Source organism: Candidatus Zixiibacteriota bacterium (genome assembly GCA_021159005.1).
Taxonomy (GTDB): Bacteria; Zixibacteria; MSB-5A5; order UBA10806; family 4484-95; genus JAGGSN01.
In genome coordinates, this window is the sequence record JAGGSN010000216.1 from 23108 (window position 1) to 49424 (window position 26317).

The following is a 26317-nucleotide window of genomic DNA, read 5'->3' on the forward strand; positions in this document are numbered from 1 at the left end:
GCAATCTGTTAGAGCTGATGAAGAATAATGATTGTTAACTAAAAGAAAGCGAATGAAGCAAAAGAATGTAAAAATATTAATTGCCGCTCATGATGCAGGCGGAGCGGAATTGTTGTCATCAATGACAGCAGCCGAGTTAGGCAACTATAAATGGCAGGTGGTCGCCCGTGATGATTCCCCTGCTAATTCCATATTTATTAAAAAGGGTATGTTGCGCTTGATTGCTCAACCCGAAAAGAGCGCAGCTTCCGCATTTGAATCGTTTGAACCGGATATTCTATTTTGCGGCACGAGTTTGAATAAATATGAACTTCCATATATCAAAGAAGCTAAAAAGCGGGATGTATGCTCGATTTCGTTTCTCGATCACTGGGTTAATTATCAGGAACGGTTTGATTTTCCTAATACCGGCTGGAAGGAATATTTGCCGGATTTTACAGCGGTCTCCGACAGTTATGCTTTCCAAATAGCTGACAGCTTGAAAGTATTTAATCTTCTGAAAATAAAAAACTATTACATAGAAAAAATACTGACCCAACATGATGACATTACTGCAGTGTCAACCGACAGTAAAATTCTATTGTTTATTTCCGAAGCAATTGAAGAACACAGAGCCGACCTGAAACAAGATGACCCCCTACAGCTTGGGTATACTCAAACTGATGTGATTGAGGATGTGTTGAACAATTTCAAACTCATATCAGGCAAGCTTGATGTTGAGCGGGTTGTAATAAGGCTTCACCCGGCTGAGGCATTAGGGAAATACGATTATCTGCAGCAACGATATCCTGAAATAATCAGCGTTGTTGAACATCCGAAAAAACGGCCACTAAATGAAAGCATCAGAAACGCGCGCTGTGTTATCGGTATAAACAGTATGGCATTAATGATAGCGCATTTACTGGGGAAACGCGTAGTCTCATATATACCCGCAGACCAGAAATGCGTATTGCCTCTTCCGCCAGAATGCTGTGTGCATAGCTTAAAAGATATGAAAGGAATTAAATCCATACCATGCTGGAATCATCACAGCAGGCTGTCTTTCTATGAGGAATATAATTTATCAAAGATGCTTAACGGTTTAAAGGAGATAAACAATGAGAGTTGTAGCCACAATTGAAGCCAGAATGACTTCCTCGAGGCTGCCAGGCAAAGTATTGATGCCTTTGCTGAAGAAACCGGCTTTGGAACGCATGATCGAGCGAGTAAAGTATGCGCGTTATATTGATGAAATCGTTGTTGCGACTACAGTGAATAAAACTGACGATCCAATAGTCGAGCTATGCGGCCGGCTTGGTGTTGGTTATTACCGCGGCAGCGAGGAGGATGTTTTAAATCGTGTGCTTAATACCGCCCGGAATGCAAAAGCGGACTTGATATGCGAACTCACCGGCGATTGTCCTTTAATAGACCCGCTGATTATAGACCAGGTAGTCACAGCTCATTGTTCGGGGAGCTATGATCACACATCCAATTTTCTAAATCAGCGAACATTTCCTGTAGGTCTGGATGTGCAGGTATTTCCAACTAAAGTGTTAGAAGAGGTTTCGAGGCTAACCGATGACCCTATCGATCATGTGCATGTATCCTATTTTATTTACTGCAATCCAAAGTTGTTCAGGCTTAACGGCATCACTGCAAACCCTGAAGTTTTCGGACCGGATATCCGAATTACGCTTGATACTAAAGAGGATTATAAACTTATTCAAAAGATATATACATTTCTTTATAATGAAAGTTCGATATTTTATGCAAAGGATATTGTTAAATTCATAAAGGATAACCCCGAATTAATGACTATAAACCGGCATGTAAGACAAAAAACGGCAGAGGAAGGATAATGACGCATTATAAAGCGGCAATAATCGGCTGCGGCATGATTGGCAGCATGTGTGATTCCCCCGAGGACGAAAACATTATCAGTCATGCCCATGCATATCATGCCCATAAACATTTTGATATTTCCTGCTGCTGCGATATAAACAGTCAATCTATCGTTAATTTCAAAATGAAATGGGGCAAGCATATTAGAGCATATTCTGATGTTGAAGAGCTTTTAAGAAACGAGAATATTGATGTGGTCTCTATAGCATCCTCAACGGAAACGCATGCCGAAATACTGTACAAGGTTTTAACGAAAGAATCGGTTCGTTTGGTAATCTGTGAAAAACCATTCGTATCGACACTGGATGAATTAGATACAATAAAAAATATCATCAAAATGCATCCGGAGAAAATATTGTTAATAAATTATTCAAGAAGATACGATCCGGGATTTCAGAAATTGGCTGATATGATAATCGGAAATGAATTGGGCAAGACGATAGCTTTCAATGCGGCATTCACCAAAGGGCTTTACCATAATGGATGTCATATGCTGGAATTGATTGAAAGACTGTTTGGCAGTATAAAAAAAGTAACCGCAAATGATAGTGCTGTAATCGATGATGACCTATACGGCTGCTATTTTATTGAGACACAACAATGCGTCGGACATATTACCAATTTGGTTACATACGGATATAGTTTGTTTGAGATGGATATTCTCTTTGAGAATGGACGAATAAGAATTGGCAACTCAGGCCATCGGCTTGAAATACATAAGCCAAAAGAAGCGGCGTTTTATAAAGGCTATAGTTTTCTTTATCCGGCTTTTAAAATTGAAGACAGCCTGAATACAAGCATGCTGCATACAATCGAAATAGGCAGGCAACTGCTTGAAGATAAACATCTGAAAAATAATGAAATATTTGAAAGCCATCTGGCATTAAGCGAGAAACTATTAATTTTGAAAAACAATTTAATGTCAGGTGCGGTTACAACATCATTTGAGCAAATTGGAAAGGCTAAGGATAATGAGTATGTTGGCGATTCATGGCGGACAGAAAGTCCGCAAGAAACCATTTCCAGCTTATAAAGTAATAGGCGAGGAAGAAAAACAGGCGGTGATGGAGGTTTTAAATTCGGGAATTTTATCCCGCTACCTCGGTTGTTGGCATGCCGATTTCTATGGAGGGCCGCAAGTTCAGAGCCTTGAGAAAGAATGGGCACAACATTTCAGTGTTAAGCATGCCATAGCTGTTAATTCCTGCACCTCCGGGCTTTATTGCGCAGTTGGCGCCGCCGGAGTTGCGCCGGGCGATGAAATAATCGTATCGCCTTACTCGATGAGCTGTTCGGCAACAGCTCCGCTTATCTATGGCGCTGTACCGGTGTTTGCCGATATAGAGGAAGATTATTATTGTCTCGATCCTGATTCGGTTGAGTCTAAAATCACCGAGCGAACAAAGGCAATCTTAGTTGTAGATATTTTTGGTCAGCCATACGATGCCGGTAGAATTAATTCGATAGCTGAAAAGCATGGTCTTATTGTGATTGAGGATTGTGCGCAGGCGCCTAATGCGCGATATAACAATAAATTTGCCGGAACGCTGGGGGACATAGGAGTCCATTCGCTGAATTATCATAAACATATTCATTGCGGTGAAGGCGGTATGATAGTTACTGATAATGACGACTTAGCTGATAAAGTGCGCTTGATTCGCAATCATGCCGAAGCAGTGGTTGAAGCCAAAGGAACTGCCGATTTGACAAACATGGTCGGCTTTAATTACAGGATGACCGAAATGGAAGCCGCGGTTGCTCGCTGTCAGTTGAAAAAATTGAATAGCTTAATGAAAAGACGACAGGATAATTGCCGCTATTTGAATGAAAGATTCGCTGAGATAGAAGCTATAGAACACACTCGGATTAGAGAGCATTGCGAGCATGCCTATTATGTTCAGCCCCTGAAGTTCAAAGAGGAAACCGCTGGCGTTTCTCGAAATGTATTTATCGATGCCGTAAAAGCTGAACTGCCGACAAGCGAACTCAGAGAAAAAGAAGGCGTTTTGATTTCCTGTGGTTATGTTAAGCCTTTGTATCTACAGCCAATTTTTCAGAATAAGATTGCTTATGGCAGCAGCGGTTTTCCATTTAAAGGGCCGCATTACAAAGGAAAAATAGATTATTCCAAAGGGATATGTCCGACAGCTGAAAGAATGCACGAAAAGGAATTGTTTTATCATGATCTTATGCATGCCTCATTTTCACGGGCTGACCTTGATGATGTAATAGCGGCATTTATGAAAGTATGGGAGAATCGTAAAAAACTGGCATCAGAACCGGTATTAGGTAAAAAGAATTATCAAAAGCTGGTTTTGAATTAACAGTCCGAATTTAAAAAGGATGATTAAATGTCGCTTGACATGAAATATTATAACAACAGAAAATCAGATGTATTCTTATCAGGCAAACATGTCAACCTTCGCTCGCTTACAGAGGATGATGTTTTAGACTCAAGCTGGTATGATTGGTTTAATGATGAGCTTACCTGCCAGACTCTTCAGAAACACTATTTCCCTAACACCCGTCAGCAGCAGATGGCATTTTACAAGCAGATGATTTCCGATACAAATAAACTTCAGCTTGGTATTGTGGATAAGGATGAGAATAAGCTAATTGGCGTAGTAAGTTTGAGCAGCATAAATGTTATAAATCGCAATGCGGAGTTTTCGATTGTAATCGGCGATAGCAACTATCGGCGCCGGAAATATTCAACCGAAGCGCTAAAACTGCTTTTTGAACATGGATTTTTTGCGCTGAATCTTCATAAAATTTACGGCGGCTCGCTGGAAATGCTTAGGTCGTGGGTGAATATGTTGATAGAGATATTTGGCTTTGTCGATGAGGGCAGATGGATTGAGCATGTTTATAAGAATGGCAAATACATTGATTGTTATCGTATCGGCTTGCTTAAAAAGGATTTTATAAACGCTCTTAAGCGATATGGGAATGATTGATGTTTATATAGATGTTGGTAGATTGAATGCTTGCATAGTATCAAATCAATTATACCAACAATCAAAGGGGAACAACAGGTGAATGCTGCTTTTTTCATAAATGATCTTAAGACTGAGTTTTTTCATGCGGCATCTATACAGCTGAATAAAATGGGTCATGATATATTCTGGATTTCTAGCAGCAACACCTGGTCAAAGTGGCTTAGAAAACATGGAGTTTCAAAATCAAAAATTCTTAACCTGTCGGAATATGGCCCTGAGTGGACAGGTAAAAAATCACTGAGTCCCGAAGAAGAGCTCGAATTGAATAGGCTGGAAATGCAAAGCGAGGAAACTATAAACAACTTGCTATTAATGGACCGTTATTCAATATCCAAACTGTATCCCCAAATGCGCGTCTGCTTGTATGTTGCCGCGCGAGAATTTCGGCGCTTTATGATAGAGAATAAAATCAAGACTTTATTTTCAGAGGCAACCTGGGCTTTGGAACTATTAGCAATTTTAATCTGTAGGAGCATCGGGGGTAAATGTTATTGTCCCTCAACGACCAGGATTCCCAGCAATCGATTTTGTTTCTTTGAGAGCTACAGGCAGTCTTCGGTAGCATTTATTCGCAAATCGGATGAAAAAGATATGAAAAAAGCTGAAGAGTTCTTAGATTATTACTTGAATAATAATGTCAAACCTTACTACTGGTATAAAGGAAACAAGCCGCCCCGACCTTATTTAAACTGGCTTAAAAAATATTTTAAAAACCTTCAACGGAACAATGAAGATAAATATGAACAGATGCGAATACCATCTTTTCCTCTCGCAGTAATCCGTTTATCGAATGTGATTAAATATCGATGGTTTAAGTATACAAAACCTTTCGAGGATATATCGCTTCCCCCTGCTCGGCCGTATGTATTATATGCGCTTCATCAGCAGCCGGAATCATCGATTGATGTTCAGGGCGCTTTCTTTTCCAATCAGGTTGAATTAATCAAGTCCATAGCGCGTTCGGTTCCATCTACGCATGATTTCTATGTTAAGGATCATCGCAGTTGTATAGGAGAACGACCGCTCCGGTTCTATAAGACAATCAAAAGTATTCCCGGCGTTCGATTGATTGATCCCTTTGTCGACAGCCATCGACTTATCAAGCATGCCGACTTAGTGATTTCAGTTTCGGGTACCATTGCTTATGAAGCCGCTCTTTTTGGCAGACCGGCAATGTCTGTTGCCAATATGTATTTCGGACCGATACTGACAGTCAATGGCATAAATCCGTATCGGGAATCATTCGGCGATATATTTAATTGTCTTAGCGATAAAAGAAAATGCGATGCCGAAAGCAGGCGGCAGAATAATATAAAATTTTTAGCCTGGCTTATTGCCCAGTCATTTGAGGGAATAGTCAGCGATTCTATAAGCAATCCGGAATGCATATATCCTGAAAATATCAAACGTGTGGCGCAAGCTATGAATGTTGTATTGGAAAAGCAGTCAACTGATATGCAACGCCTTAAGGTGCGCAGTACTGCTAAGGTAGATATACAATTAGATAACAGCAAATATCACAGCGCGGCGGTCTCTAAATGTTGAAGCATATATTTAACTATCGAAGATATTTCTTTCTTTACGTGGCGATTATTACTATGCTGATTCAGTCATTTGTGATATCAACTGCAATCAAAGGTCTGCTTCTGCCGTATGTATTTATTCTTGCGCAATTCTCATTAGACTTGGTAAGAAAAATGCTTAATAGAAAAACTCTAAATATATTTTCATATATAATCGTGTTTTTGTTCAGTTTTATTTTATGGCAGCTGCTGGCACAGCTTTTCAACGCCATTTACCAGCCGGTCTTTTACAAATTCCCAACTGCAATATTGCTATCTCCTGAAAATCCATCGGTAAGTATTTTCCGAAACAGCATGCTCACTCAAAGCATGTATTTATTAACATGCGTAATATTTTTCCTTTATCTATTGAAGCATATGCAGACCGCCAACAGCGCTGAAATGATAATAAAAATCGCCAGGCTGGGTATAATTATATTCGTCATTTATGGATTTGTTGAATACATCGGGTATTTTATAACCGGACACAGTATCGATGTCATTTCAAATCGGATTACCGGCGTTGATTATGAATACAGTAAAACTCAGCTAATAACGCTTGGCGGAATTATTATTCCGAGAATAAAATCACTAACGAGTGAACCATCGGTATTTGGCTTTTCGGTTCTGCCTTTTGCAATATTGTTTTACTATATGAAAGATAAGATATATATCCTTCTATTAATTGCGGCGCTTCTTTCGACATCCACAGGGGTTGTAATCGGAATTCTAATATTTGCGATAATTGAAGCTGTACTATTCAGAAAAATTATTAAACTTGGCATTATTCTGACGGCGGTCATCGCTTTTATATCAATAGTTGACATTTCGATAATATATGATTTTTACAGGTTCACTTATCTCAAGCTGAGTTTACAGCATGTGTCGGGTATTAATAGATTTGAAAACCTATACAATTCGCTAGCTTTCTTTTTTAATTCTGATGTATCCCATTTTCTATTTGGCTATGGATTTGGATATATTAGATCAGTAGATGGTTTCAGTACTTTGCTGGTAAATATAGGCTTGGTTGGGTTTTTGGCATATACCGCCTTTTTTACATATCCGTTGACCAAATTGAAATACGATTCTGATTATAAAAAAGGTCTGTTGGTTTCAAATATTGTATTAATGATGATGACCTATATCAGTGTAACGGAATTTTATTGTTTTCATATCTGGTTTTTAGCGGCTTTGACATGGTATGAGTTTCTTAAAGAGCGAAGCCATGCGCAAATCGGTACGTGCAAGCAAATGCAATGGGCGTAATTTAAACCTGAAAATTTATTCCTAACCGGGATAAGATAAAAATAATTTCTTAGGAGGATAAAAAATCGGTTTTTTAATATTAACACTCAATAGATCATTAAAAATATTTCAGGGAGGAAACAGGCGGCTACTGAATTTAAAACTGAACAGGAAAATTTCTGGTCGGGAGAATTTGGCAATAATTATATTGACCGAAACTGCGATGAATCAATCATTGCAGCCAATACTGCTACATTTTCCAGAATACTATCCAGCACTAATTCTGTAAAATCGATTATTGAATTTGGCGCTAATATCGGATTAAATCTTATCGCTATTAAAAGACTTTTCCCGAATATGGACCTTTCCGCAATCGAGATAAATCCAAAAGCGGTTGACCAGCTTAAAATAATTGAGGGCGTAAAAACTTATGCCCAATCCATACTGGAATACGATGTTGATTTTCAGCGTAGTTTTGTTTTTACAAAAGGAGTGTTAATTCATATAAATCCAAGGATGCTTCCGGTAGTTTATGATTTAATGTACAGAACGTCAAGCCGCTGCATCTGTATGGTTGAATACTATAACCCCACTCCTGTTGAAATCAATTATTGCGGTCATCCCGATAGACTGTTCAAACGCGATTTTGCCGGCGAGATGATGGATAAATATGGCGATCTCAGGTTGATAGATTACGGATTTAACTACCGCCGCGACAACAACTTTAGCTGCGGGGATGAGAACTGGTTTCTATTAGAAAAACAGCAAAAAAAAATAAATTCAGGGAGCGGTAAAGACAGCATTAAAACAGTGTTTTGTAAGTGTTTCAAATAAAAAGAAACATTAACCGAATTATATTTGATAGCTATAAAGAAATATAATCGAGTTGTCGATTCATAAAAAGATATAATTAGTATTTATGGAGTGTGGATGCTTTTTAATTCGTACGTTTACATATTTTTGTTTTTACCGGTTGTTCTGGCAGTATATTTCCTTTTAAACAATAGGAATCTAATCTTTACCGGAAAAGTTTGGCTTGTTCTTGCCTCCCTGTTTTTTTATTCCTATTGGAATCCCATATATCTGCCGCTTATACTCGCCTCGATGCTTGTAAATTATTTCATAGGCGGGGCGCTGTCAAAAGATGATTATCAGGCTCGTCATTGGCTGGTATCAAGGAAGAGTATTTTAGTTAGCGGAATAGTATTTAATCTAAGTTTGCTGGGCTACTACAAGTATGCCGACTTTTTTATAACAAACGCCAATTTTATTTTCGGCGCCGATATACATCTGTTAAGACTAGTGCTGCCGCTGGCAATCAGCTTCTTTACCTTTCAGCAAATCGCATATTTGGTTGATAACTATAAGGATAGATCCAGTAAGTATGATTTCATTAATTTTGCATTATTCGTATCGTTTTTCCCTCAATTAATTTCAGGCCCAATTGTTCATCATAAGGAAATGATGCCCCAGTTTGGGACGACAGAGAATAAATCCATTAACTATAAAAACATGTCAACAGGAATATTTATATTCTTTTTAGGCCTGTTTAAAAAAGTTGTAATAGCTGATACCTTAGCTGTTGCGGCTTCAAATGGTTTTGACAATGCTGCCGTACTAACATTTGCCCAAGCCTGGGTATCATCATTGAGCTATACCTGCCAGCTGTATTTCGACTTTTCCGGCTATACCGATATGGCTATTGGCACAGCTTTTATGTTTAACATAGTCCTGCCTTTAAATTTCAACTCGCCATACAAGGCTTTAAACATCCAGGATTTTTGGCGTAGATGGCATATGACCTTAAGCCGATGGCTGCGCGATTATTTGTATATCTCCCTTGGCGGCAATAGAAAAGGCAATATAAGAACGTATATAAATCTATTCACAACTTTCCTGCTTGGCGGGCTATGGCATGGAGCCGGCTGGACTTTTGTAGTCTGGGGTGCTATGCACGGTTTCGGAACCACTATTCACAAGTTCTGGCAAAGCTATGGAATACGCCTGCCTAAATCTGTGGCGTGGTTCATAACATTTATGTTTGTTCACTTTGCCTGGGTATTTTTCCGAGCAACTTCTTTTAAGGATGCCGTCAAAGTTTTTAAGGGTATGTTTGCATTCAACACAATAAATTCTGCCTCTATTCTTTATGAGTTGAAAGCGCTGAATTTTGAAAAGACAATAGAAACAGTATTCAGTATTACTGTTTTGATCATTGCGCTTATTGTTTCAATCCGCTTCAAAAACAGCAATGAACTAAGGTTAAACTTGAATTTCCGCTATCTGATGTGTGTGGCTTTTCTCATCGTCAGCGGATTCATTTTTTTAAACAGCAATATATCGGAATTTCTATACTTTAATTTTTAGGAGTAAGCAATTGCTTAAAACATATAAACGTTTCCTTATATTAATCCCGATAGTATCGATTGTAATGTACGTTTTTATATTCATAATAGTGAATATAGCAGTCGATCCGTATCGCGAGTATGGACTAACAAACACGAAAATATATTTTCAATCCTATTATACGGTTCCTTTTAAGATGTATCAGAAACTTAGCCATGAAAACTACATTTTGGTGTTTGGCACATCGCACTCATCTACAATCTCAAGCGAGATTCTAAATCATCCGACTTTGAATATGTCAACCTCGGTTTATGGCAACCCTGCGGATGTATATTATTTTTTAGCTAATCTCGATAAACGGCAAATATTGAATATCGATAAAATTTATTACCTGATAGACTACCATATATTTGAAGATAAAATAAGCGATTATGCGGATATTAATTTTAACTCTAAAATTGATTTTATCTATCAGACCGCAAACAATTTGAATAAGAAAAAATTACTAAGGTCTGTTGATAACATACTGAAAAACATTCTCGGCAATAATACTACTGAGATTACCGACAATGGAGAATTTGTTTATGTAAGGCCGGTAGCTTATAATAATATTGTATATGATGAAAAAATAAGGTTTACCGTATCGGATAAGGCTTTTGAATTTTTAGCAAAAATCGATAGCTTCTGTAAAGAGCAAAATGTTGAAATCATATATTTCAAATCTATTTTTAGCAGATATTTTTTACAAAACGTAGATTATGAATCAGTAAGGTCGCAATTGTCGAGCGTGTTAAATATAATTGATGAGGTGTATTGTCTGATGTATGTTGAGGGTGTTTCCGAAAACCTGAATAACTTTCGCAACCCGACACATCATATTAATAAAGCCGCTGAAATAGAGATTAATATTCTCCAATCGCCAAAACTCAGAAAACGTTATCGGGTTACTAAAGAGAACCTTGACGATTACATGAAATATCTAAAAGCGAATGTTTTTGATTATCCTATTGTGTTAAACGACCCTCAATTAAAATAAACTAATGAGGTAATTGTACTGTGCTGGTTGTTAATGCCCGTTTCTTAACAAATAATATAACTGGAGTGCAAAGAGCCGCCATAGAGATTTCTTTATATCTGAAAAAGATGTATGAAGATATTAAATTCGTTACTCCCGGAAATGTAATCCATAAAGAAATTGCTGATAAACTTGATGCTGAAAAGTACGGGATGTTTTCCGGACACCTATGGGAACAGTTTGAACTGCCAAGATATTTAAAAAGTAAAAATAACTGTCTGCTTTTAAACTTAGCGAATACCGCCCCTTTATTCTATAAAAATAAAATTGTTACTATTCATGATGTGGCTTTTCTAAAGCACCCGCAGTGGTATTCAAAGAGGTTTTATTATTTCTACAAATTTCTTATTCCGAGAATCGCGAAAAATTCAGTGAAAGTAATAACCGTCAGTGAATATTCAAAAAATGATATTATTAAGCGTCTGAATGTGCCTGGCGTCAAAATTGAAGTGATTAAATGCGCCGTTTCCGATAAATTCTTAAAATCAATCAATAACTCTATTCCAAATAAATACGGCAAGTATATTCTGGCTATATCTTCATTTAGTCCGCGTAAAAATTTTGAAGGAATTGTATCCGCATTTAATAAGTTGAATTTAATGAATACTAAGCTGGTAATGGTCGGCTGCGAAAGCAAACATGTTAATAATCCCAAATTAAAAACCATGATTCAATCGAACAATCAGATAATATTTGCTGGTAATGTGTCGGATGATGAATTAATCGGTTTATATAAAAACGCCTGTTTGTTCGTATTTCCCTCCTTGTATGAGGGTTTCGGCATACCTCCCCTTGAGGCGATGGCTTGCGGGTGTCCCTGTCTTGTTTCGAATACTAGTTCCCTGCCTGAGATTTGTGGTGATGCAGCTTTGTTTTGCGACCCTTATAAGATTGAGGATATTGCCGATAATATTAATAGATTGTTAAATGATGATATCTTGAGAAACCGGCTGGTCAGTTCCGGTCTTGAACATATTAAAAAATTCGGTTGGCAGAAAACAGCCAGTATATTTGCCGATATGATAGATGAGGCAGCAAACGTATGAAAACAGCGCTTGTGCATGATTGGATGATGACTCTTGGCGGAGCGGAGAAAGTGTTTGCCGAAATCTATAAGCTGTTTCCGTCGCCGATTCATTCTCTTGCGGTAAACAGGCAAAACTTGCGGGGTTCGGTATTTGAATACATCGATATAACTACATCATTTCTTCAGCGATTTCCATTTATCGAAAAGAAATATCCGAACTACCTGCTGTTTTTCCCTATGGCTATCGAAAAATTTGACCTATCCGAATACGATGTTGTTATTTCATCATCGCATGCAGTGGCTAAAGGCGTACTGACCGGAACTAATCAACTTCATATAAGCTATTTTAACGGATTAATGAATTACGCCTGGGATTTGTATCACTACTATTTAAAGGATGCAAAACTGGATAAGGGAACTAAAGGATGGTTGGCAAAAATTATTCTTCATTATATCCGGCAATGGGATATTTCAACTACCAATCGGGTTGATTATTATATCGCCAATTCGGAATATATGGCTAAATCAATAAAGAAAATTTATGGCCGTGAATCGACCGTTATTTATCCGCCGGTTGCTACTAATGAATTCAAGCTTGAAACTGTAAAGGATGATTACTACCTTGCAGTAGGCCGCCTTGTTCCTATAAAAAATATGGACTTAATCGTTCGCGCTTTCACAATGATGCCGAAAAGAAGGCTTATTATCTTAGGTGAAGGGTCGGAAATGGCTAAGTTGAAGGTGTTTGCCGGGAAAAATATTGAGCTTTTAGGCAATCAGAATAGCCGGGTTGTTGCTGAATATATGGCTAAAGCCAAAGCATTAATTACCGCTTCAATCGAGCCGTTCGGCATATCGACAGTTGAGGCTCAGGCTTGCGGTACGCCGGTTATAGCTTATGGCAAAGGCGGCTCATTAGAAATTGTTAAAAAGGGCAAAACCGGCTTATTCTTTGATGAGAATAACCCTAATTGCATAATCAAAGCCGTTAAAGAATTTGAGAAGATGGAACATTCAATCGATCCACACAACTGTTCACTTAACGCTCAGCAATTTTCGGTTGATAAATTTCGAACTAATTTTAAACAATTTGTTGATGAGAAAATCGAATCGCACTTTTATAAACAAACGAAACCCGAAATTCGGAGTCTTGCCTTAAAAAGAATGAATAACACTGAAACAGCATCTGAAAAGTTGAAGGATATATCTGCTTTATGAATAAAATAAAAATATACAAAAAGTTAATTAACGAATGGGTTGACAGTGAAAAAATTATTACTTGCGGCGACGAGATGTCTAAGCGGTATAAAAAAGTAATGATGAAGCGCTGGCAGTACTTATATGACCTTTGCACTTTCCTTAAACCCGACAAATCCATTGATGTGCTTGATGTGGGAAGAAGTCATTTCTCGCAAATGCTGGCGGAATATTATAATAATACAACCACACTTGGTTTCGACTTGGCGGATGACGGCGGACACCGGGAGCTTGACGAATGCAATCTTGAACATATTGTGTTTGACCTTAAAAAAGCCAGCGATACAACCCTCTGGCCGAACGGCAAAAATTATGATATTATTATCTATTCCGAGGTAATCGAACATTTGAATGAAGCGCCTGAGTACTCATTATTATTTTTAAAGTACCTGCTTAAGCCGGATGGCATATTAATCTGTTCAACGCCAAATGCAGCCGCCATCCACAAGAGACTAAAAATGGGTTTGGGATTTAATCCCTACGAAAAAATAAGGTTCTTTAATAATAACCCCGGGCATTTCAGAGAATATACGCGCCAAGAGCTTTACGAGATGGGCAATAAATGCGGCTTGAATTGTATCTTTCACCGGTATGAAAATTTCTTTACTCATGACCCATCAGATTTTTATACGAAGTTAACGCAAAAACTATTTTCAGCTGCAACAGCGTTTGTACCGTCATGGAAAAATCAGCAGATAATAGTGTTTAAAAATAGTCATGTATCTGATCCTGTCAATCTCGATAGTATCAATACAAAGCAAGAAGCTGTTCAGGAATAAATAGTTTAGCCAATTTAATTGCTTTTGATGAGTCAAAGAAAGGTTTAAAATGAAATCTGAGTTCGTGATATTGTTGGCGAAAGTAGTGAGCAAAATAAAATGCCGATTATAACAGAAGTAAAAAGTATAGATTTGAAAATTGCGCTTGAAATTCACCTATCGCAGATGCCGATATTCGGTTATTCTGATGATGCTTGCGATGTTCAATTCTACGGCAATATCTATAATCTTGATACTGTAAAGGCGTTTGAATTTTCGCGATTTGATAAGCAGAAATTCATTGAGCTTCTAAACAACATTAGCGGCTTTTTCATAGCTGTTGTCGAAGATAAAGCTGCCGGTATTAAGTATCTTGCCAATGATATTTTTGGCAATTTCAGAATATACTATTATGAGAACAAAACCAGCTTATTTATTTCTGATAACTGGCAGATGATCGTTAATAAAGTCAAAGATGAGCATGGCAAGCTGGTTATTGATAAAAATGAAAAGTACTACTTTTCAAGGCATCATTATACAACCGGAGGCCGCACTTTTATAAAGCATGTTGATAAAATGCCGCCTGCTTCAATCTATACAATAAGCGCTAAGGGATTAAACAAAGAAATATACTTTAAGAAAGGCATTACAAAATCTTATAATGACAGCTATTATAGAGATAAAAATTTCGAGTTAATATCTGAAAACATTCGTAGAACTATTCAGGCTGAATACAAAAATATCCTATTCTTTTCAGGAGGAATTGATTCCACTTACTTAGCTGTCTCTATGCAAAATAAGAACATCCTGTTTACTCCGGTATTTATCAAATATATTCCCTGCACTAAGAGTAATATCATCGATAAATTAAAAGCTGCGGCGATTGCGAAAATACTTAACATGAAGCTTGAAATAATAGAAACGCCTCTAACCGACAATCTGAACCTTTTAGATAAACCGGTAAGACGGCATCCTTTCGACAGAGCTTTCTCCATAAATATAGAATATGCCGTTAGTAAATTATATGAAAAATATGGCTCATGCAATATTATCAATGGACAATCATCGGATAATATTTATTGCTGGGGTCCCTCAAGTAAAACTGTCGGTAATTTTATTCAGAGAATTTTCACCTCAGAAATATACTTCAAACGCTCGATGGTTATTAAGTCATTAATGTCTGCGGCGGCAAAACAGCTTTATCACATTAAATGGAATACAAACATTGGCTTCAAGATTCCGACAACGAATTCAGATTACTGGGTGGGTATGCTTGACCCTCAAGGCTATCTGCCGTTTATTCATACCGATAAGAGATATTTGGAATACCAAAACTATCTTTCCCAAATCGCTGAAGATACTTTAAATTGCCTTAATCGTGAATCTGAAACGGCGCGAATGTACTTTAAATTAATGACATATCTTCAAGGACCTGATAATATCTCCTTTGTAGAATCGTGCCGGGCATACAGCCATAATCCGGTTCATCCTTTTGTGGATGCCAGAATTGTATACTTGAAGATGAGATACCAGAAAGAATTAAAAAATCTATTCCAACCTAGATATGTATTAGAAGAGCTATTAAGGGAACGTTTTAAATTTGATGCTGCCATTATTACAAAATTAAGCAAACAAAAAGTCAATTCGAATACCGAATTTGAATTTGAATCATTAACAAAAAAAATATACAAGCAATGGGACAAAATTTCAGCAAAACTCTTATAAGCCATTTATCATTATCAGCCTTGATTCCGGCAATTAGGTTTGTGCTAAGCTTTACACAGGTTATGATATTATCAAAATACCTGCCTGTAGAAACCTACGGCGTCTGGTCATTATTTTTAAGCATGTCGGTGTTAATTTTGATGTTTTCATCATTTAATCTAATGTATGCATCTTTGGTTGTCCTTACCGGTAAAGAACCTGGCGAACAGAAGAAAGACATATTCTCAGTTGGAATTACTAAAATTGCGTTCACTATAACAGTGTATACAGGATTTGCCGTATATATGTATCTAAAGCAAATATTCAGCTTGCCGGTTATAGGTCTATTAGGCGCCGTTTTATTATTTCAAACACTAAATAATATGGTTTTCGGATTTTCCAAGGCATTGTTGTTTTTAAAAAAGCAGGTTTTGTTTTTACTTGTTGAGAGCATATTAATTATAGCTTCCATATCTATTAGCTGTTATGTGTTGTCGGGCAATATTTACAGCGTAATGTATGCTTTTTTAATAGCGGAAAGCCTGGCGGCGTCGTTCGGCATTTTTTTAATGAGAGATTATATAAAGCTATCGAAGTACAATTTTAAAATAGTGAAAAAATATTTACTAATTGGACTACCTCTAATACCTTTTGCCTTTTCTGATATGATAGTAAGGTCGCTTGTTCCGTTTATGATTAAACTGTATAATGGTTTTGAGGCGGTTGCCTACTACAGCGTTGCTCAAAAAATCGCGATAGTCTCTACTATCCCCATTGTAATTTTGGAAAATATATACGGGCAGTATATTAAGCGCAGCAAACTAAAGGCGCAGTTTGCCGGCGTAAAGAAAACATTATGGATGTTTATTTCTATCTATTTGGCTATGGCTGTTCCGATTTTTATTATTCTCTGTTTGTTTGGAAAATACTTTATCGCTTTTGTCAGCACCGAGAAATATATCGCTTCTTATGAATTGATGCTGCTGCTGGTAATCGTTAACATACTAATCAGCCTAACGGCAATTTTTGCGATGGTTTTTGCAGTGTATAATCGCACAAAGATTATCGGTATGATATGGGTAAGTGTTCTTATATTCTATATATTTATAAATCAGATATTAGTTCCCAGGTTCGGACTTATGGGAATAGGATATTCTCTTATAATATCTTTCACGATAGGGTTAATACTGGTCATTACCGCAGTTTTTAAATTAGAAAAATCTCAGCAGTCAGAGTTAAAGATATCTCAGCAATCAAAATCAGAAAAATCATTGCAGGTGCATCATACTAATTAGGCAAGTATTTACTTTACAATACTCCCTAAGCTGCCGATTAAAGATATGATTGGAGTTGAATTAGAAAAATATTATGGAGAAAAAGAGTAAAGGGAAACTTATTTATAAGAATAAGTATAATAGCGAAGCAGGCTATTATGATAGTCGCTCGATTGAAGACAGCAATATTAGCGAGATGGAGATAAATATATTCGATCTTGCCAGCCTCTTTTTGAATAGGAAAAAGTGGATAGCTTCAGTTGTCGGGCTCATAATGGTTTTTACTGTTGTAATAGTTTTCCAATTGCCGAGCAAATACATATCAACAGCCTCGATTATGCCATCCGGCCCGCAAGATAAAATGTCTATGCTAAAAGACATCGCCGGATTCGGCAGTATTTCCGGCAAAGATGAAAACTCATCCGAATTGTTCCCGGATATCCTGAGATCTCAATTAATTCTCGGCAAGGTTTCCCAAAAGCAATTTGAATTTAATGACGGTTCTAAAAAGATGAACATAAGTTTGGCGGACTATTTTAGCATCACAAACCCAGAGTTGTTAAAACAGGCTCTGGCAAATATTACATGCATAAGCACAGATAAAAAAACCGGTATTATTTATGTTTCGGTTGAGACGAAATATCCGGGATTATCGCAAGCTATCGTTAGTGAATACTTAAGCGAACTTAACTATTTTAATCTGCACCGCAACAAATTAAAAGCAAAAGAAAATGCAGAATATTTAAGCAGTCAGCTTGACGAAAGTAAAAATGAACTTGCCTTAGCCGAAACGAAACTAGAAGAATTTCAGAAAGCAAACCGCGATTGGTATAAAAGCGCTCATCCTGAAGTTGACATGATGATTTCTCGTTTGAAGCGTGATATCGAGATAAAAACACAAAAGTATATTTACCTTTCGCAGGAGTATCAGATTGCGAACTTAGATGTTCAAAAAAATATTCCTATTGTGCGCATCCTCGACTCTCCTTCTCTGCCGCTTATAAAATCAGGACCAAAGCGGCGATTGATAACAACGCTGGCATTGGTAGTATCGCTTATGGGTGTACTGCTGGCAATTATACTTATCGAATATATTAAAAAGAGAACCTCCGGAATTGAAAAGGAATCCTATGAAAGCTTCCGTGAAGAATTAAAGACAATTCCTCTGTTTAACCGAGTTTTAGATAGAAACATCGGAAAAGAAAAAACAAAGATCGATAATCCCGTATAATCAATAACCGCTATATTATCGCCCATTAGCGCGTAGGGGAGTTTGGCATACGCCCTCTTCTTTCCAAGCAGCATCATAAGCCAGACAGCCTCAGACGAGGTGTATTGTTGTAGTGATACATCCGTGCTTGGCAACAAGAATGACGTTATTACTTTGTCGACAATCTGATGTGCAGGGGCGTTCTCCTCAGACGGATACGTCCCCTTATTCACTTTTCTGTGAAATTGTCTTTGATTTATCGATATCATTAAGTCGATTTATCGCAATATCTTGCATAATGGTTACTGCTATAATAAATTTCAACCTGCCTGTCGGCAGACACGGCTGCAAAATCTGGTTTAATATTGAAGAAAATATAAAAATACTACCTGCATCGGCTATAATTGCGTATAATAAGAATAGTGATATTTAGAATGCGCAACTTGATGAAAATCCGGTTTTAATTCTGCCGGATTAGAGAGTTTGCATAAGGTAATTGTTATGAATTTGATTAGATAGATAACTGGAGGAAGAATGGTATCCGATAAAGGCGATCTTGCCGCTGTTGAGAGATTACAGGAAGGCTTTAACCGAATTAAAAAAGAACTTGGCAAAGTTATTATTGGCCAGGATAGAGTAATCGAAGAACTTCTTATCGCAATTTTAGCTCGCGGGCATTGCTTGTTAATTGGCGTTCCGGGATTGGCGAAAACACTGATGATATCCTCGCTGTCGAAAACGCTCGACTTGAAATTTTCACGTGTTCAATTCACTCCCGATTTGATGCCATCAGATATAACCGGCACCGAGATTATCGAGGAGAACAAGACAACCGGCGCGCGCGAGTTCCGATTTGTCAAAGGTCCGGTATTTGCTAATATTGTGTTGGCTGATGAGATAAACCGCACCCCGCCGAAAACTCAAGCCGCGCTCCTTCAGGCGATGCAGGAAAACGAGGTTACTACCGGCGGTCAGACATTTACTCTTGAACAGCCGTTCTTTGTGCTGGCAACCCAGAATCCTATCGAGCTTGAGGGCACATATCCCTTGCCGGAGGCGCAGCTTGACCGTTTTATGTTTAATATCTTCGTAGATTATCCCAACGAGGAGGAGGAAAACGAGATAGTTCGAACTACAACCTCAGCTTATATTTCGGATGTTGATGTTGTCATGAAAAAGGATGAGATTATTCAGCTTCAGGATTTAGTCCGTCGGGTGCCGGCCAGCGACCATGTTATCGCGTATGCTGTCAGGCTTGCCCGCGCCACTCGCACCGGCGATGATACCGGCGCGCCTGATTATATAAAGAACTGGGTTAGCTGGGGAGCCGGTCCGCGAGCCTCGCAGTATCTGATTTTGGGCGCCAAGACACGCTCTATTTTGCATGGCCGCACCACACCCTCTATTGATGATGTGAAGGCAGTAGCCAAGCCGGTATTGCGTCACCGGATAGTTGCGTCATTTGCCGCCGAGGCAGAGGGCATAACGGCGCTGGATATTGTGGATAAATTGCTGGCAGATGTGGGGGAGTAAAGATTTAGCTTTATTTTCCGAATCAAATTATATAAATTGTGTTTAATAAAAGGAGTCGAATTATGGGAGTAAAGCTAAAGAACTCACCAATAGTTGAAGTTATTTGTGAGTTTAAATTTAAAGATTCTTCTGAGGATTTGACTATCTATGGCGATTTTCATAATGAAATTGGGAAAGAGTATATTAAAAAAAAGCCAAGATCATATCAAGAAGTAATAATTAATAAGTCAGAAAGTGGAATTGAACATAATATTAAAGAATATAGATTACAGCAATTTTTCAGCGATGATGAAAAAACACTAATACAAATTGGATCGAATATTTTGGCCATTAATAGACTTAAGCCATATCAAACTTGGGAAGAATTTTTACCTGTAATAAAAAAAGCATATAGTAGTTATATAAAAATAGCCAAATTGAAAGATATTAAAACGATTAGTCTTAAATATATTAATAAAATTAACTTCAAAAAAGAGCAAATCGATTTTGATGATTATTTTCTTTTCAAACCTGAATTTAATGAAAAATTAGGGACAATTGATGGACGATTTATTCTTGGTTCGGAATTTAGGAGAAACAAAGATAATGATCTACTTAGAATTACTTTAGCTAATACTAGTCCTTTCAAAGGATTTAAGGTTGCATTTCTCCTTGACTTAGAATACAGTACAATTAAATTAGATAATATAAATATTAGTAACACACTTAAATGGGTTAAAAATGCTCATACTGAAATTGAAACAGCTTTTTTCAATTGTTTAACAGATAATTTAATAGGTAAACTGAAAAAATGAGTACTATTACTTCAAATATATGGGGAGACAGCTATGAATGGGAAGATAAAGGTTTGCCAATAATAACTCCAGAAGAGGGGTTGCCATCTGCCCATTTTTGGATTGAACTTACTCCAAGTATTTTCAATTATAAATTAAGAACTATTAGAGCGCAACAATACGATAAAGAAGTCCCGTCTTTAATAAATGCACTTAAAAAAAATTCTCAAAAACTACCAAGTTGTTCATATATATATGAACAAGATAGACGCGTAGATAATTTAAAAACATTATATCAATTTGCTGATAGTGATTCTATTGTCAGGTTTTTACAAAACAAGTCTATGCTTATTGATACGCTGGAAAAAATACCTATAAATTTATTAAAATATTTTTTTTATGATGATGATTTGGTTCTAGAAACTTTCAACGATCCAGAGGAAACTGACTCAGAGTATATCCAAATCAAGGTGATTACAAAATCTTCAGTAACAGACGCATTCGATAGGATTGAAAAATTTGAAACAGAATGGTTTTATGAAAATGTTGATTTTTTAGATCCGGAGATATCAGGTTTGATATTTGAAGTGGGTTATAGATGACTTTTAATTGGTATGATTATTTATTATACGCAAAAGAAATAGCCGGTGAAGAAATAAATAAAGATCTAACATTTGCAAAATATAGATCAGCAATAAGTCGTGCTTATTATGCAACCTATAATATTACAAGACTTTGTCTAGAAAAACATTGCGCTATTGATTTTGGATCAAAAAAATTATACTCCATAAAAAAGAAATATAAGAAGCAAGACCATGGGATTATTCCAATTTTAATGAAAACTACAAATGTAAAAGATATTATGACCAGTGGTACGAAATTAAGTAATTTACTATCAAAAAGAGTAGACGCAGATTACAAAAGCAAAGAAATTGAAAATATAGAAAGTAAACTAAGAGATACAATAGAAAATTCAGAAAAAATAATCTCAAGTTTAGAACTATTTAAAAGTGGCAAAGCATCAGTAAATTTGAATTCATTGCTAAAATAAGATTATAAATCATGTTTCGACCGCAGGCAAAGATAATACATTCCCCAAATCCTTGCTTGCAATACCAATAAAAATCAGATATCATACCAATAGCTAATATCATAATTAACAGCTCAAAAAAAATGGAGTCAATCCAATGCCCAAAGACGACAAACAATTAATCGCCTACTGCGGACTGTATTGCGGCGATTGCTTTGCCTATAAAGGCATGATGGCCGATTTAGCCAGAGACCTTAGAAAAGAACTGCGGCAATCGAAATTTGATAGAACCGCCGAATTCCTTTCCTCGATTTCTTTCTTTAAGGTGTATGAAAACTATCCGCAATGCTATGATGTTTTGGGGGCGATGGTGAAAATGCGCTGCAAGAAAGCCTGCAAAGGCGGCGGCGGTCCGCCGTTCTGTAAGATAAGAAAATGCTGTCAGAAAAAAGGCATCGATGGCTGCTGGGAATGCGATGAATTCGAGACATGTGAAAAACTTGATTTTCTAAAGCCGGCTCATAAGGATGGCCACATTAAAAACCTGCGAAAAATCAAAAGAAAAGGTGTTAATGAGTTCCTCGCAGGGAAGAAACACTGGTAACAAGTTATATTATCAGCTAAAATAAACGTCAGTATATAATATATTTTAGTTTTCTGCTTGCGGAGTTTCTTCTGTTATGTGATTATAGCGAATTAAAACTCGTTCTAAGTTTCTGAGAAGTTCAGTATTTTTAAAGGGCTTTTGAAAATAACCATCCGCTCCATGAGAAAGTATCTTTTCAGGCGTAATTTTGCCGCTATGCCCCGTAATAAGTATCACCGGAACATGCACATATTCTTTTTTAATAAAAACCATGAAATCAAAGCCGGACATTCCCGGCAGTAAAATATCCGATACGACAGCACGAATGTTATTTTCGCTAATTAAGTGCATTGCGTCTTCGGCGGTGACAGCTGTATAGATTTTATATCCTTCCAGTTCTAAGGTGTATTTCAGTATATCTAAAATATCCTGATCATCATCAACTATAAGGATTGATTTTCTGCCTGATTTAAGCGCTTTATCAATCTTCGCTATAAATGTTTTTTCATCATATGGCATACTGATCGTTTCACAGGCACCCAATTTCATATAGTTGACAACATTATCGCTTTTGCCTGAGGGGGATGTTGCAATAATCGGAATTGTGCTAAGATTCTTCTTTTGTTTCACATATTTTATAAGTTCGGTTCCGGGAATATTTGGTAAATTAACGTCAACAATAATAAGATCAAATGATGAATCGTCTTTTAACAGCATGATAGCTTTGTTAACTGATATTATGCTTTGGCAGTTAAATTTATTTCTATTTAGGAAAGCGGTTATTTCAGATGAAATCACTGAATCGCTTTGAACAACTAATATATTGAGCAATTTTTCTATCCTTTTTAGGAGTAATAATATCCCTCATAAAATATTAATCGGCAAATTTTCCTAACAATAAAGAAGACAACACATAGAATCTCTGCATTTATTATAATTTATACAAATTGCAACAGGCTTAACCCTATAAAATCCGCATAATCAACTGTATAACTTATAGTTATATAAATAAATCAAGGCCTGATTTACAAAATCAAATAAATCCTGCCATAAAGAATTGTATATCAATAATATTTAGTAAAGTTTACAATTTCATTTTTTTGAAGTAATCTCTGGCAGCCTTCACTACTTTCGGGGAAAGTAAAAGCTTACTGGTTAGAGTGGGAATCGAAATTAAAGCAAATGATGTATCGAGAATATTTATCACCGTATTACACGGTTAAGAAATTCCATAATCAGCGGGGCATGAATAAACAACCCCGATAGCTAGCTTGCGAATAGTCCTTGCTCTAAAATCTACTAAGCAAAGAAACCCGAAAACCCTCAAACGACGGTACAACCTTGCAAGCCCCGCCTGCGCAAACCAGTCCGCCGCGCTGACCACCCCTGAAAAGAACCAGATCGTGATTGCCATTGCCAAATGTATAGGTGAATTCCATATATGTCAGTCTTTTGGAATCATCAGAATTCTCGTTATCCGATAAACTTCCCCCAATGGTAAGATGAAAATCCTGCGCCTTTGAATATGTAATATCAATGAATTTCTCGCTATACGATGATGAATCAATCGGTTCGTAATCTATCATGTGCGTATGCAGTTCTATTAAATGGATATCGCTAAAAAAGTAATTTATTTCAAATTCGGATTTGGTCTCATCTTTTTTAGTAAATTCAAAAAAATCAAGGCTTGCCGAAAATGTATTGTCTTCAAAATAATTTCCTCTAACTCCGGCATAATACTCATAAATATAATAACTGATAGAATCACGGCTGTATGATTTTGCATAGTCGAATTCGAAGCCCCAATAATCAGACCAGGATATAGATAAATTACCGCGATACCCCCGTTCGCCAGTGATATAGTTCAATGGCAGTTGATGTAATCCCTCTGATTGGATTAGCCTATCTTGTCGGTTAACTGCCGGAGGCATATTCAATATAATATTATCGCTTGCTGTCGTTAGAATAGGACATGTTAGATTCTTATAATTCTTATATTCGAACATACCGGTAAAATATGAATAGAAAGCAGTGATATTAACATAAGTTCCATCGCCGCCTTTGCTTAATATTCGAGTAGGGTCGTCCAAGTTGCTTTTTCTTCTGGCATATTCTACATAAGCGTCCATGTAATCCAGGTTTACCCGGGCATTTATTTGGTCTAAATTGGATCGCATCTGTTTAGGAATAAAAGAAATCCTGTTTGGCATATTTTCAATGTAGCTTAAATATGCCCCGCCTATATGAAATTGATTCAATGGCTTAAACTTAACCCGCGCGCCGCGTAAAATATTCCCTGCTACCGGATCGCCAAGCATATAGAATACTGAGTCGCCAATTCCTTGTATAGTTGAAATAACATCCAAATCGAAATATTTTTTCCGCCAGTTTATTTTAATGCCGTCAAGAACCAAATCCGTGCTTGTTTCATCCTCGCGATATGTATTTAAAATTAAGCCTCTATCAAAAACCTGATAGAAATTACCAACTTGGATATTTAAACCATCATCTTCCCATCCAAAATAACGGCGGGTCAGTTTGTTTGATGTTACTTTAAGTGAAGATAAAGTATCCCTGACAAATACATGCTTCATTTCATACCAGCCGCCGGCATAGAATTGCCCCATGTAAATATCAAATTGAAATCTATCCGCGGCTGAATCCGATTTTGTGTCTTCATAATAATAATAACGGCCATAATTCGAGGCGGAAACATACCAGTCATCACCCTGAGCTAAAAGCTCGGGAACATATGCTAATGCTAATATGACTGACGCTAAAAAGAATACCCAATATCTATTCATCCTCAGCGTTTCCCGGATTATTCTTCAGAGGGTGTTGTTGATTCAGGGGCAGGCTCTTCCTTTGGCGAATTATCTTCTATCGAATCATCCTCCGGCGGATTCTCATCATCTGATAATAAAAACGGCTTCATTTTAGCTGTCAATGTACTGACCAGGCTGGGAATGTATCCTCTGACTATATGAATAATTCTCCCCTCGTTATCAAGCAGGAAGCCGAAGGGGATGCCTCTGCCTTTAAATTTCCTTCTGAAAACCTCGCTATCGCTGTCTAATAGAATTGTAAAATCCATGTTATGGCTTTCAACAAATGATTTAACCTTGCCAAGAGTACGGGCATTATCAACGGTAATGCCTAAAATCTTGAATCCGCGGTCTTTGTATTCATCATAAAGCTTGATAAGTTCCGGTATTTCTTTCTTGCATGGAGCGCACCAGGTCGCCCAGAAATTTATATAAACCGGCCCATTACCAACCACATCCGACAAAGTGATATTATTTCCATCCATATCGGTAAGAGTAAAATCAGGAGCCTTCTGACCTTTCTTTGTTTGACCGAATGCTAATGTTGTTAATGACAGAATGATTGCAATGATTGCTAATGTTTTTATTCTCACTTACTACTCCTGTTTTAGGTAGTCATTTTACCTGTGAAAGTATTGTTAATGGTTAATCTGTACAAATAAATGCCAATTACTTCGTTAAGTTAATATTATATCAGGTATAAATTGAAATACCCTTCATAATTATTCTCCTGTTCCATCCTTAATCCAATGTATAAAATTAAGGCGAATTGTCAACCTATTTATAGGTAGACATATAGATTATAAGATTTAACTGGCAGATTTGCCGGTAAGTTCCCGGAAGTTTATCGCAGGTCGGGTTCTTCGGTGAGTCGGAACCCGATAGCGTTAAGAACACACCCCTGGCCCCTCTCAAGAGAGGAATAATAAAATGTTGGTGCGCAAGGGGGACGTACGCCAATAACAGAATTGAAATGTTGGTGCACGGGGACGTACGCCAACCACCCTAAATTACTATGAATCGATTTCACTATACGTATAAATATTATCACTACTGTCCGGTCTTTTGTCCGCCTTATGCGGATGCTATAATGATGTCATGTCATTCCCACACTGCCCGCGTCATTCCCACACTGCCCGCTTCGTTCCCAACACTGCCCGCTTCGTTCCCAGCACTGCCCGCGTCATTCCCAACACCGTCCGCGTCATTCCCAACTTGATTGGGAA

Annotated in this window: 24 protein-coding genes; 21 read left to right on the top strand and 3 right to left on the bottom strand. The window is 37.3% G+C overall.

Translation table 11 applies throughout. The annotated features are described in order from the left end of the window. Nucleotides 1-52: 52 nt before the first annotated feature. The 21 genes from J7K40_14440 to J7K40_14540 all read left to right on the top strand — a co-directional run bounded on the left by J7K40_14440 (nucleotide 53) and on the right by J7K40_14540 (nucleotide 22284). Nucleotides 53-1120, top strand: coding sequence for a hypothetical protein (locus J7K40_14440; GenBank protein MCD6163596.1), 1068 nt, complete (start codon nucleotides 53-55; stop codon nucleotides 1118-1120). Then, nucleotides 1098-1841: a glycosyltransferase family protein gene (locus J7K40_14445; GenBank protein ID MCD6163597.1), complete on the top strand. Its 744-nt coding sequence runs from the start codon at nucleotides 1098-1100 to the stop codon at nucleotides 1839-1841. The genes J7K40_14440 and J7K40_14445 overlap by 23 nt, the downstream gene beginning before the upstream one ends. Further along, nucleotides 1841-2917 (top strand): Gfo/Idh/MocA family oxidoreductase, encoded by a 1077-nt coding sequence (locus J7K40_14450; protein ID MCD6163598.1) that lies wholly within the window; start codon nucleotides 1841-1843, stop codon nucleotides 2915-2917. Before J7K40_14445 ends, J7K40_14450 begins: the two co-directional genes overlap by 1 nt. After that, nucleotides 2856-4208, top strand: coding sequence for a DegT/DnrJ/EryC1/StrS family aminotransferase (locus tag J7K40_14455; GenBank protein ID MCD6163599.1), 1353 nt, complete (start codon nucleotides 2856-2858; stop codon nucleotides 4206-4208). Before J7K40_14450 ends, J7K40_14455 begins: the two co-directional genes overlap by 62 nt. A gap of 27 nt (nucleotides 4209-4235) precedes the next feature. Beyond that, nucleotides 4236-4841, top strand: a complete 606-nt coding sequence (locus J7K40_14460; protein MCD6163600.1) for a GNAT family N-acetyltransferase — start codon at nucleotides 4236-4238, stop codon at nucleotides 4839-4841. Between the two features lie 78 nt (nucleotides 4842-4919). Beyond that, nucleotides 4920-6428, top strand: a complete 1509-nt coding sequence (locus J7K40_14465) for a hypothetical protein (protein MCD6163601.1) — start codon at nucleotides 4920-4922, stop codon at nucleotides 6426-6428. Next, complete coding sequence (locus tag J7K40_14470; GenBank protein ID MCD6163602.1) at nucleotides 6422-7714, top strand: hypothetical protein; 1293 nt, start codon at nucleotides 6422-6424, stop codon at nucleotides 7712-7714. Before J7K40_14465 ends, J7K40_14470 begins: the two co-directional genes overlap by 7 nt. A gap of 105 nt (nucleotides 7715-7819) precedes the next feature. Further along, on the top strand, nucleotides 7820-8527 hold the full coding sequence (locus tag J7K40_14475; GenBank protein MCD6163603.1) for a pseudaminic acid biosynthesis-associated methylase: 708 nt from the start codon (nucleotides 7820-7822) through the stop codon (nucleotides 8525-8527). A gap of 96 nt (nucleotides 8528-8623) precedes the next feature. Next, the gene (locus J7K40_14480) at nucleotides 8624-10060 is read left to right on the top strand and encodes an MBOAT family protein (GenBank protein MCD6163604.1); all 1437 of its coding nucleotides are present in this window, start codon (nucleotides 8624-8626) and stop codon (nucleotides 10058-10060) included. A gap of 10 nt (nucleotides 10061-10070) precedes the next feature. Continuing rightward, nucleotides 10071-11075 (top strand): hypothetical protein, encoded by a 1005-nt coding sequence (locus tag J7K40_14485; protein ID MCD6163605.1) that lies wholly within the window; start codon nucleotides 10071-10073, stop codon nucleotides 11073-11075. A 20-nt stretch (nucleotides 11076-11095) separates the two neighbouring features. Continuing rightward, nucleotides 11096-12160, top strand: a complete 1065-nt coding sequence (locus J7K40_14490) for a glycosyltransferase family 4 protein (GenBank protein ID MCD6163606.1) — start codon at nucleotides 11096-11098, stop codon at nucleotides 12158-12160. Continuing rightward, nucleotides 12157-13359, top strand: a complete 1203-nt coding sequence (locus J7K40_14495) for a glycosyltransferase (GenBank protein ID MCD6163607.1) — start codon at nucleotides 12157-12159, stop codon at nucleotides 13357-13359. Before J7K40_14490 ends, J7K40_14495 begins: the two co-directional genes overlap by 4 nt. After that, on the top strand, nucleotides 13356-14177 hold the full coding sequence (locus tag J7K40_14500; GenBank protein MCD6163608.1) for a class I SAM-dependent methyltransferase: 822 nt from the start codon (nucleotides 13356-13358) through the stop codon (nucleotides 14175-14177). Before J7K40_14495 ends, J7K40_14500 begins: the two co-directional genes overlap by 4 nt. Before the next feature lie 99 nt (nucleotides 14178-14276). Then, nucleotides 14277-15881: a hypothetical protein gene (locus tag J7K40_14505; protein MCD6163609.1), complete on the top strand. Its 1605-nt coding sequence runs from the start codon at nucleotides 14277-14279 to the stop codon at nucleotides 15879-15881. 62 nt (nucleotides 15882-15943) lie between these two features. Further along, the gene (locus J7K40_14510; GenBank protein ID MCD6163610.1) at nucleotides 15944-17155 is read left to right on the top strand and encodes an oligosaccharide flippase family protein; all 1212 of its coding nucleotides are present in this window, start codon (nucleotides 15944-15946) and stop codon (nucleotides 17153-17155) included. A gap of 73 nt (nucleotides 17156-17228) precedes the next feature. Further along, entirely contained in the window at nucleotides 17229-18365 is a 1137-nt protein-coding gene (locus tag J7K40_14515; GenBank protein MCD6163611.1) for a hypothetical protein, read from the top strand. A gap of 513 nt (nucleotides 18366-18878) precedes the next feature. After that, nucleotides 18879-19877, top strand: a complete 999-nt coding sequence (locus J7K40_14520) for a MoxR family ATPase (protein ID MCD6163612.1) — start codon at nucleotides 18879-18881, stop codon at nucleotides 19875-19877. A gap of 62 nt (nucleotides 19878-19939) precedes the next feature. After that, nucleotides 19940-20671: a TIGR04255 family protein gene (locus J7K40_14525; GenBank protein ID MCD6163613.1), complete on the top strand. Its 732-nt coding sequence runs from the start codon at nucleotides 19940-19942 to the stop codon at nucleotides 20669-20671. Further along, the gene (locus J7K40_14530; protein MCD6163614.1) at nucleotides 20668-21252 is read left to right on the top strand and encodes a hypothetical protein; all 585 of its coding nucleotides are present in this window, start codon (nucleotides 20668-20670) and stop codon (nucleotides 21250-21252) included. The genes J7K40_14525 and J7K40_14530 overlap by 4 nt, the downstream gene beginning before the upstream one ends. Then, the gene (locus tag J7K40_14535) at nucleotides 21249-21701 is read left to right on the top strand and encodes a hypothetical protein (protein MCD6163615.1); all 453 of its coding nucleotides are present in this window, start codon (nucleotides 21249-21251) and stop codon (nucleotides 21699-21701) included. Before J7K40_14530 ends, J7K40_14535 begins: the two co-directional genes overlap by 4 nt. Before the next feature lie 136 nt (nucleotides 21702-21837). Next, entirely contained in the window at nucleotides 21838-22284 is a 447-nt protein-coding gene (locus J7K40_14540; protein ID MCD6163616.1) for a DUF3795 domain-containing protein, read from the top strand. A gap of 45 nt (nucleotides 22285-22329) precedes the next feature. Here the strand turns inward: J7K40_14540 and J7K40_14545 are convergent, their stop codons facing one another. The 3 genes from J7K40_14545 to J7K40_14555 all read right to left on the bottom strand — a co-directional run bounded on the left by J7K40_14545 (nucleotide 22330) and on the right by J7K40_14555 (nucleotide 25684). Continuing rightward, complete coding sequence (locus J7K40_14545; protein MCD6163617.1) at nucleotides 22330-23097, bottom strand: response regulator; 768 nt, start codon at nucleotides 23095-23097, stop codon at nucleotides 22330-22332. 458 nt (nucleotides 23098-23555) lie between these two features. Further along, a complete protein-coding gene (locus tag J7K40_14550; GenBank protein ID MCD6163618.1) occupies nucleotides 23556-25070 on the bottom strand; it encodes a hypothetical protein in 1515 nt (504 codons plus the stop codon). A 17-nt stretch (nucleotides 25071-25087) separates the two neighbouring features. Beyond that, entirely contained in the window at nucleotides 25088-25684 is a 597-nt protein-coding gene (locus J7K40_14555) for a TlpA family protein disulfide reductase (protein MCD6163619.1), read from the bottom strand. Nucleotides 25685-26317 lie beyond the last annotated feature (633 nt).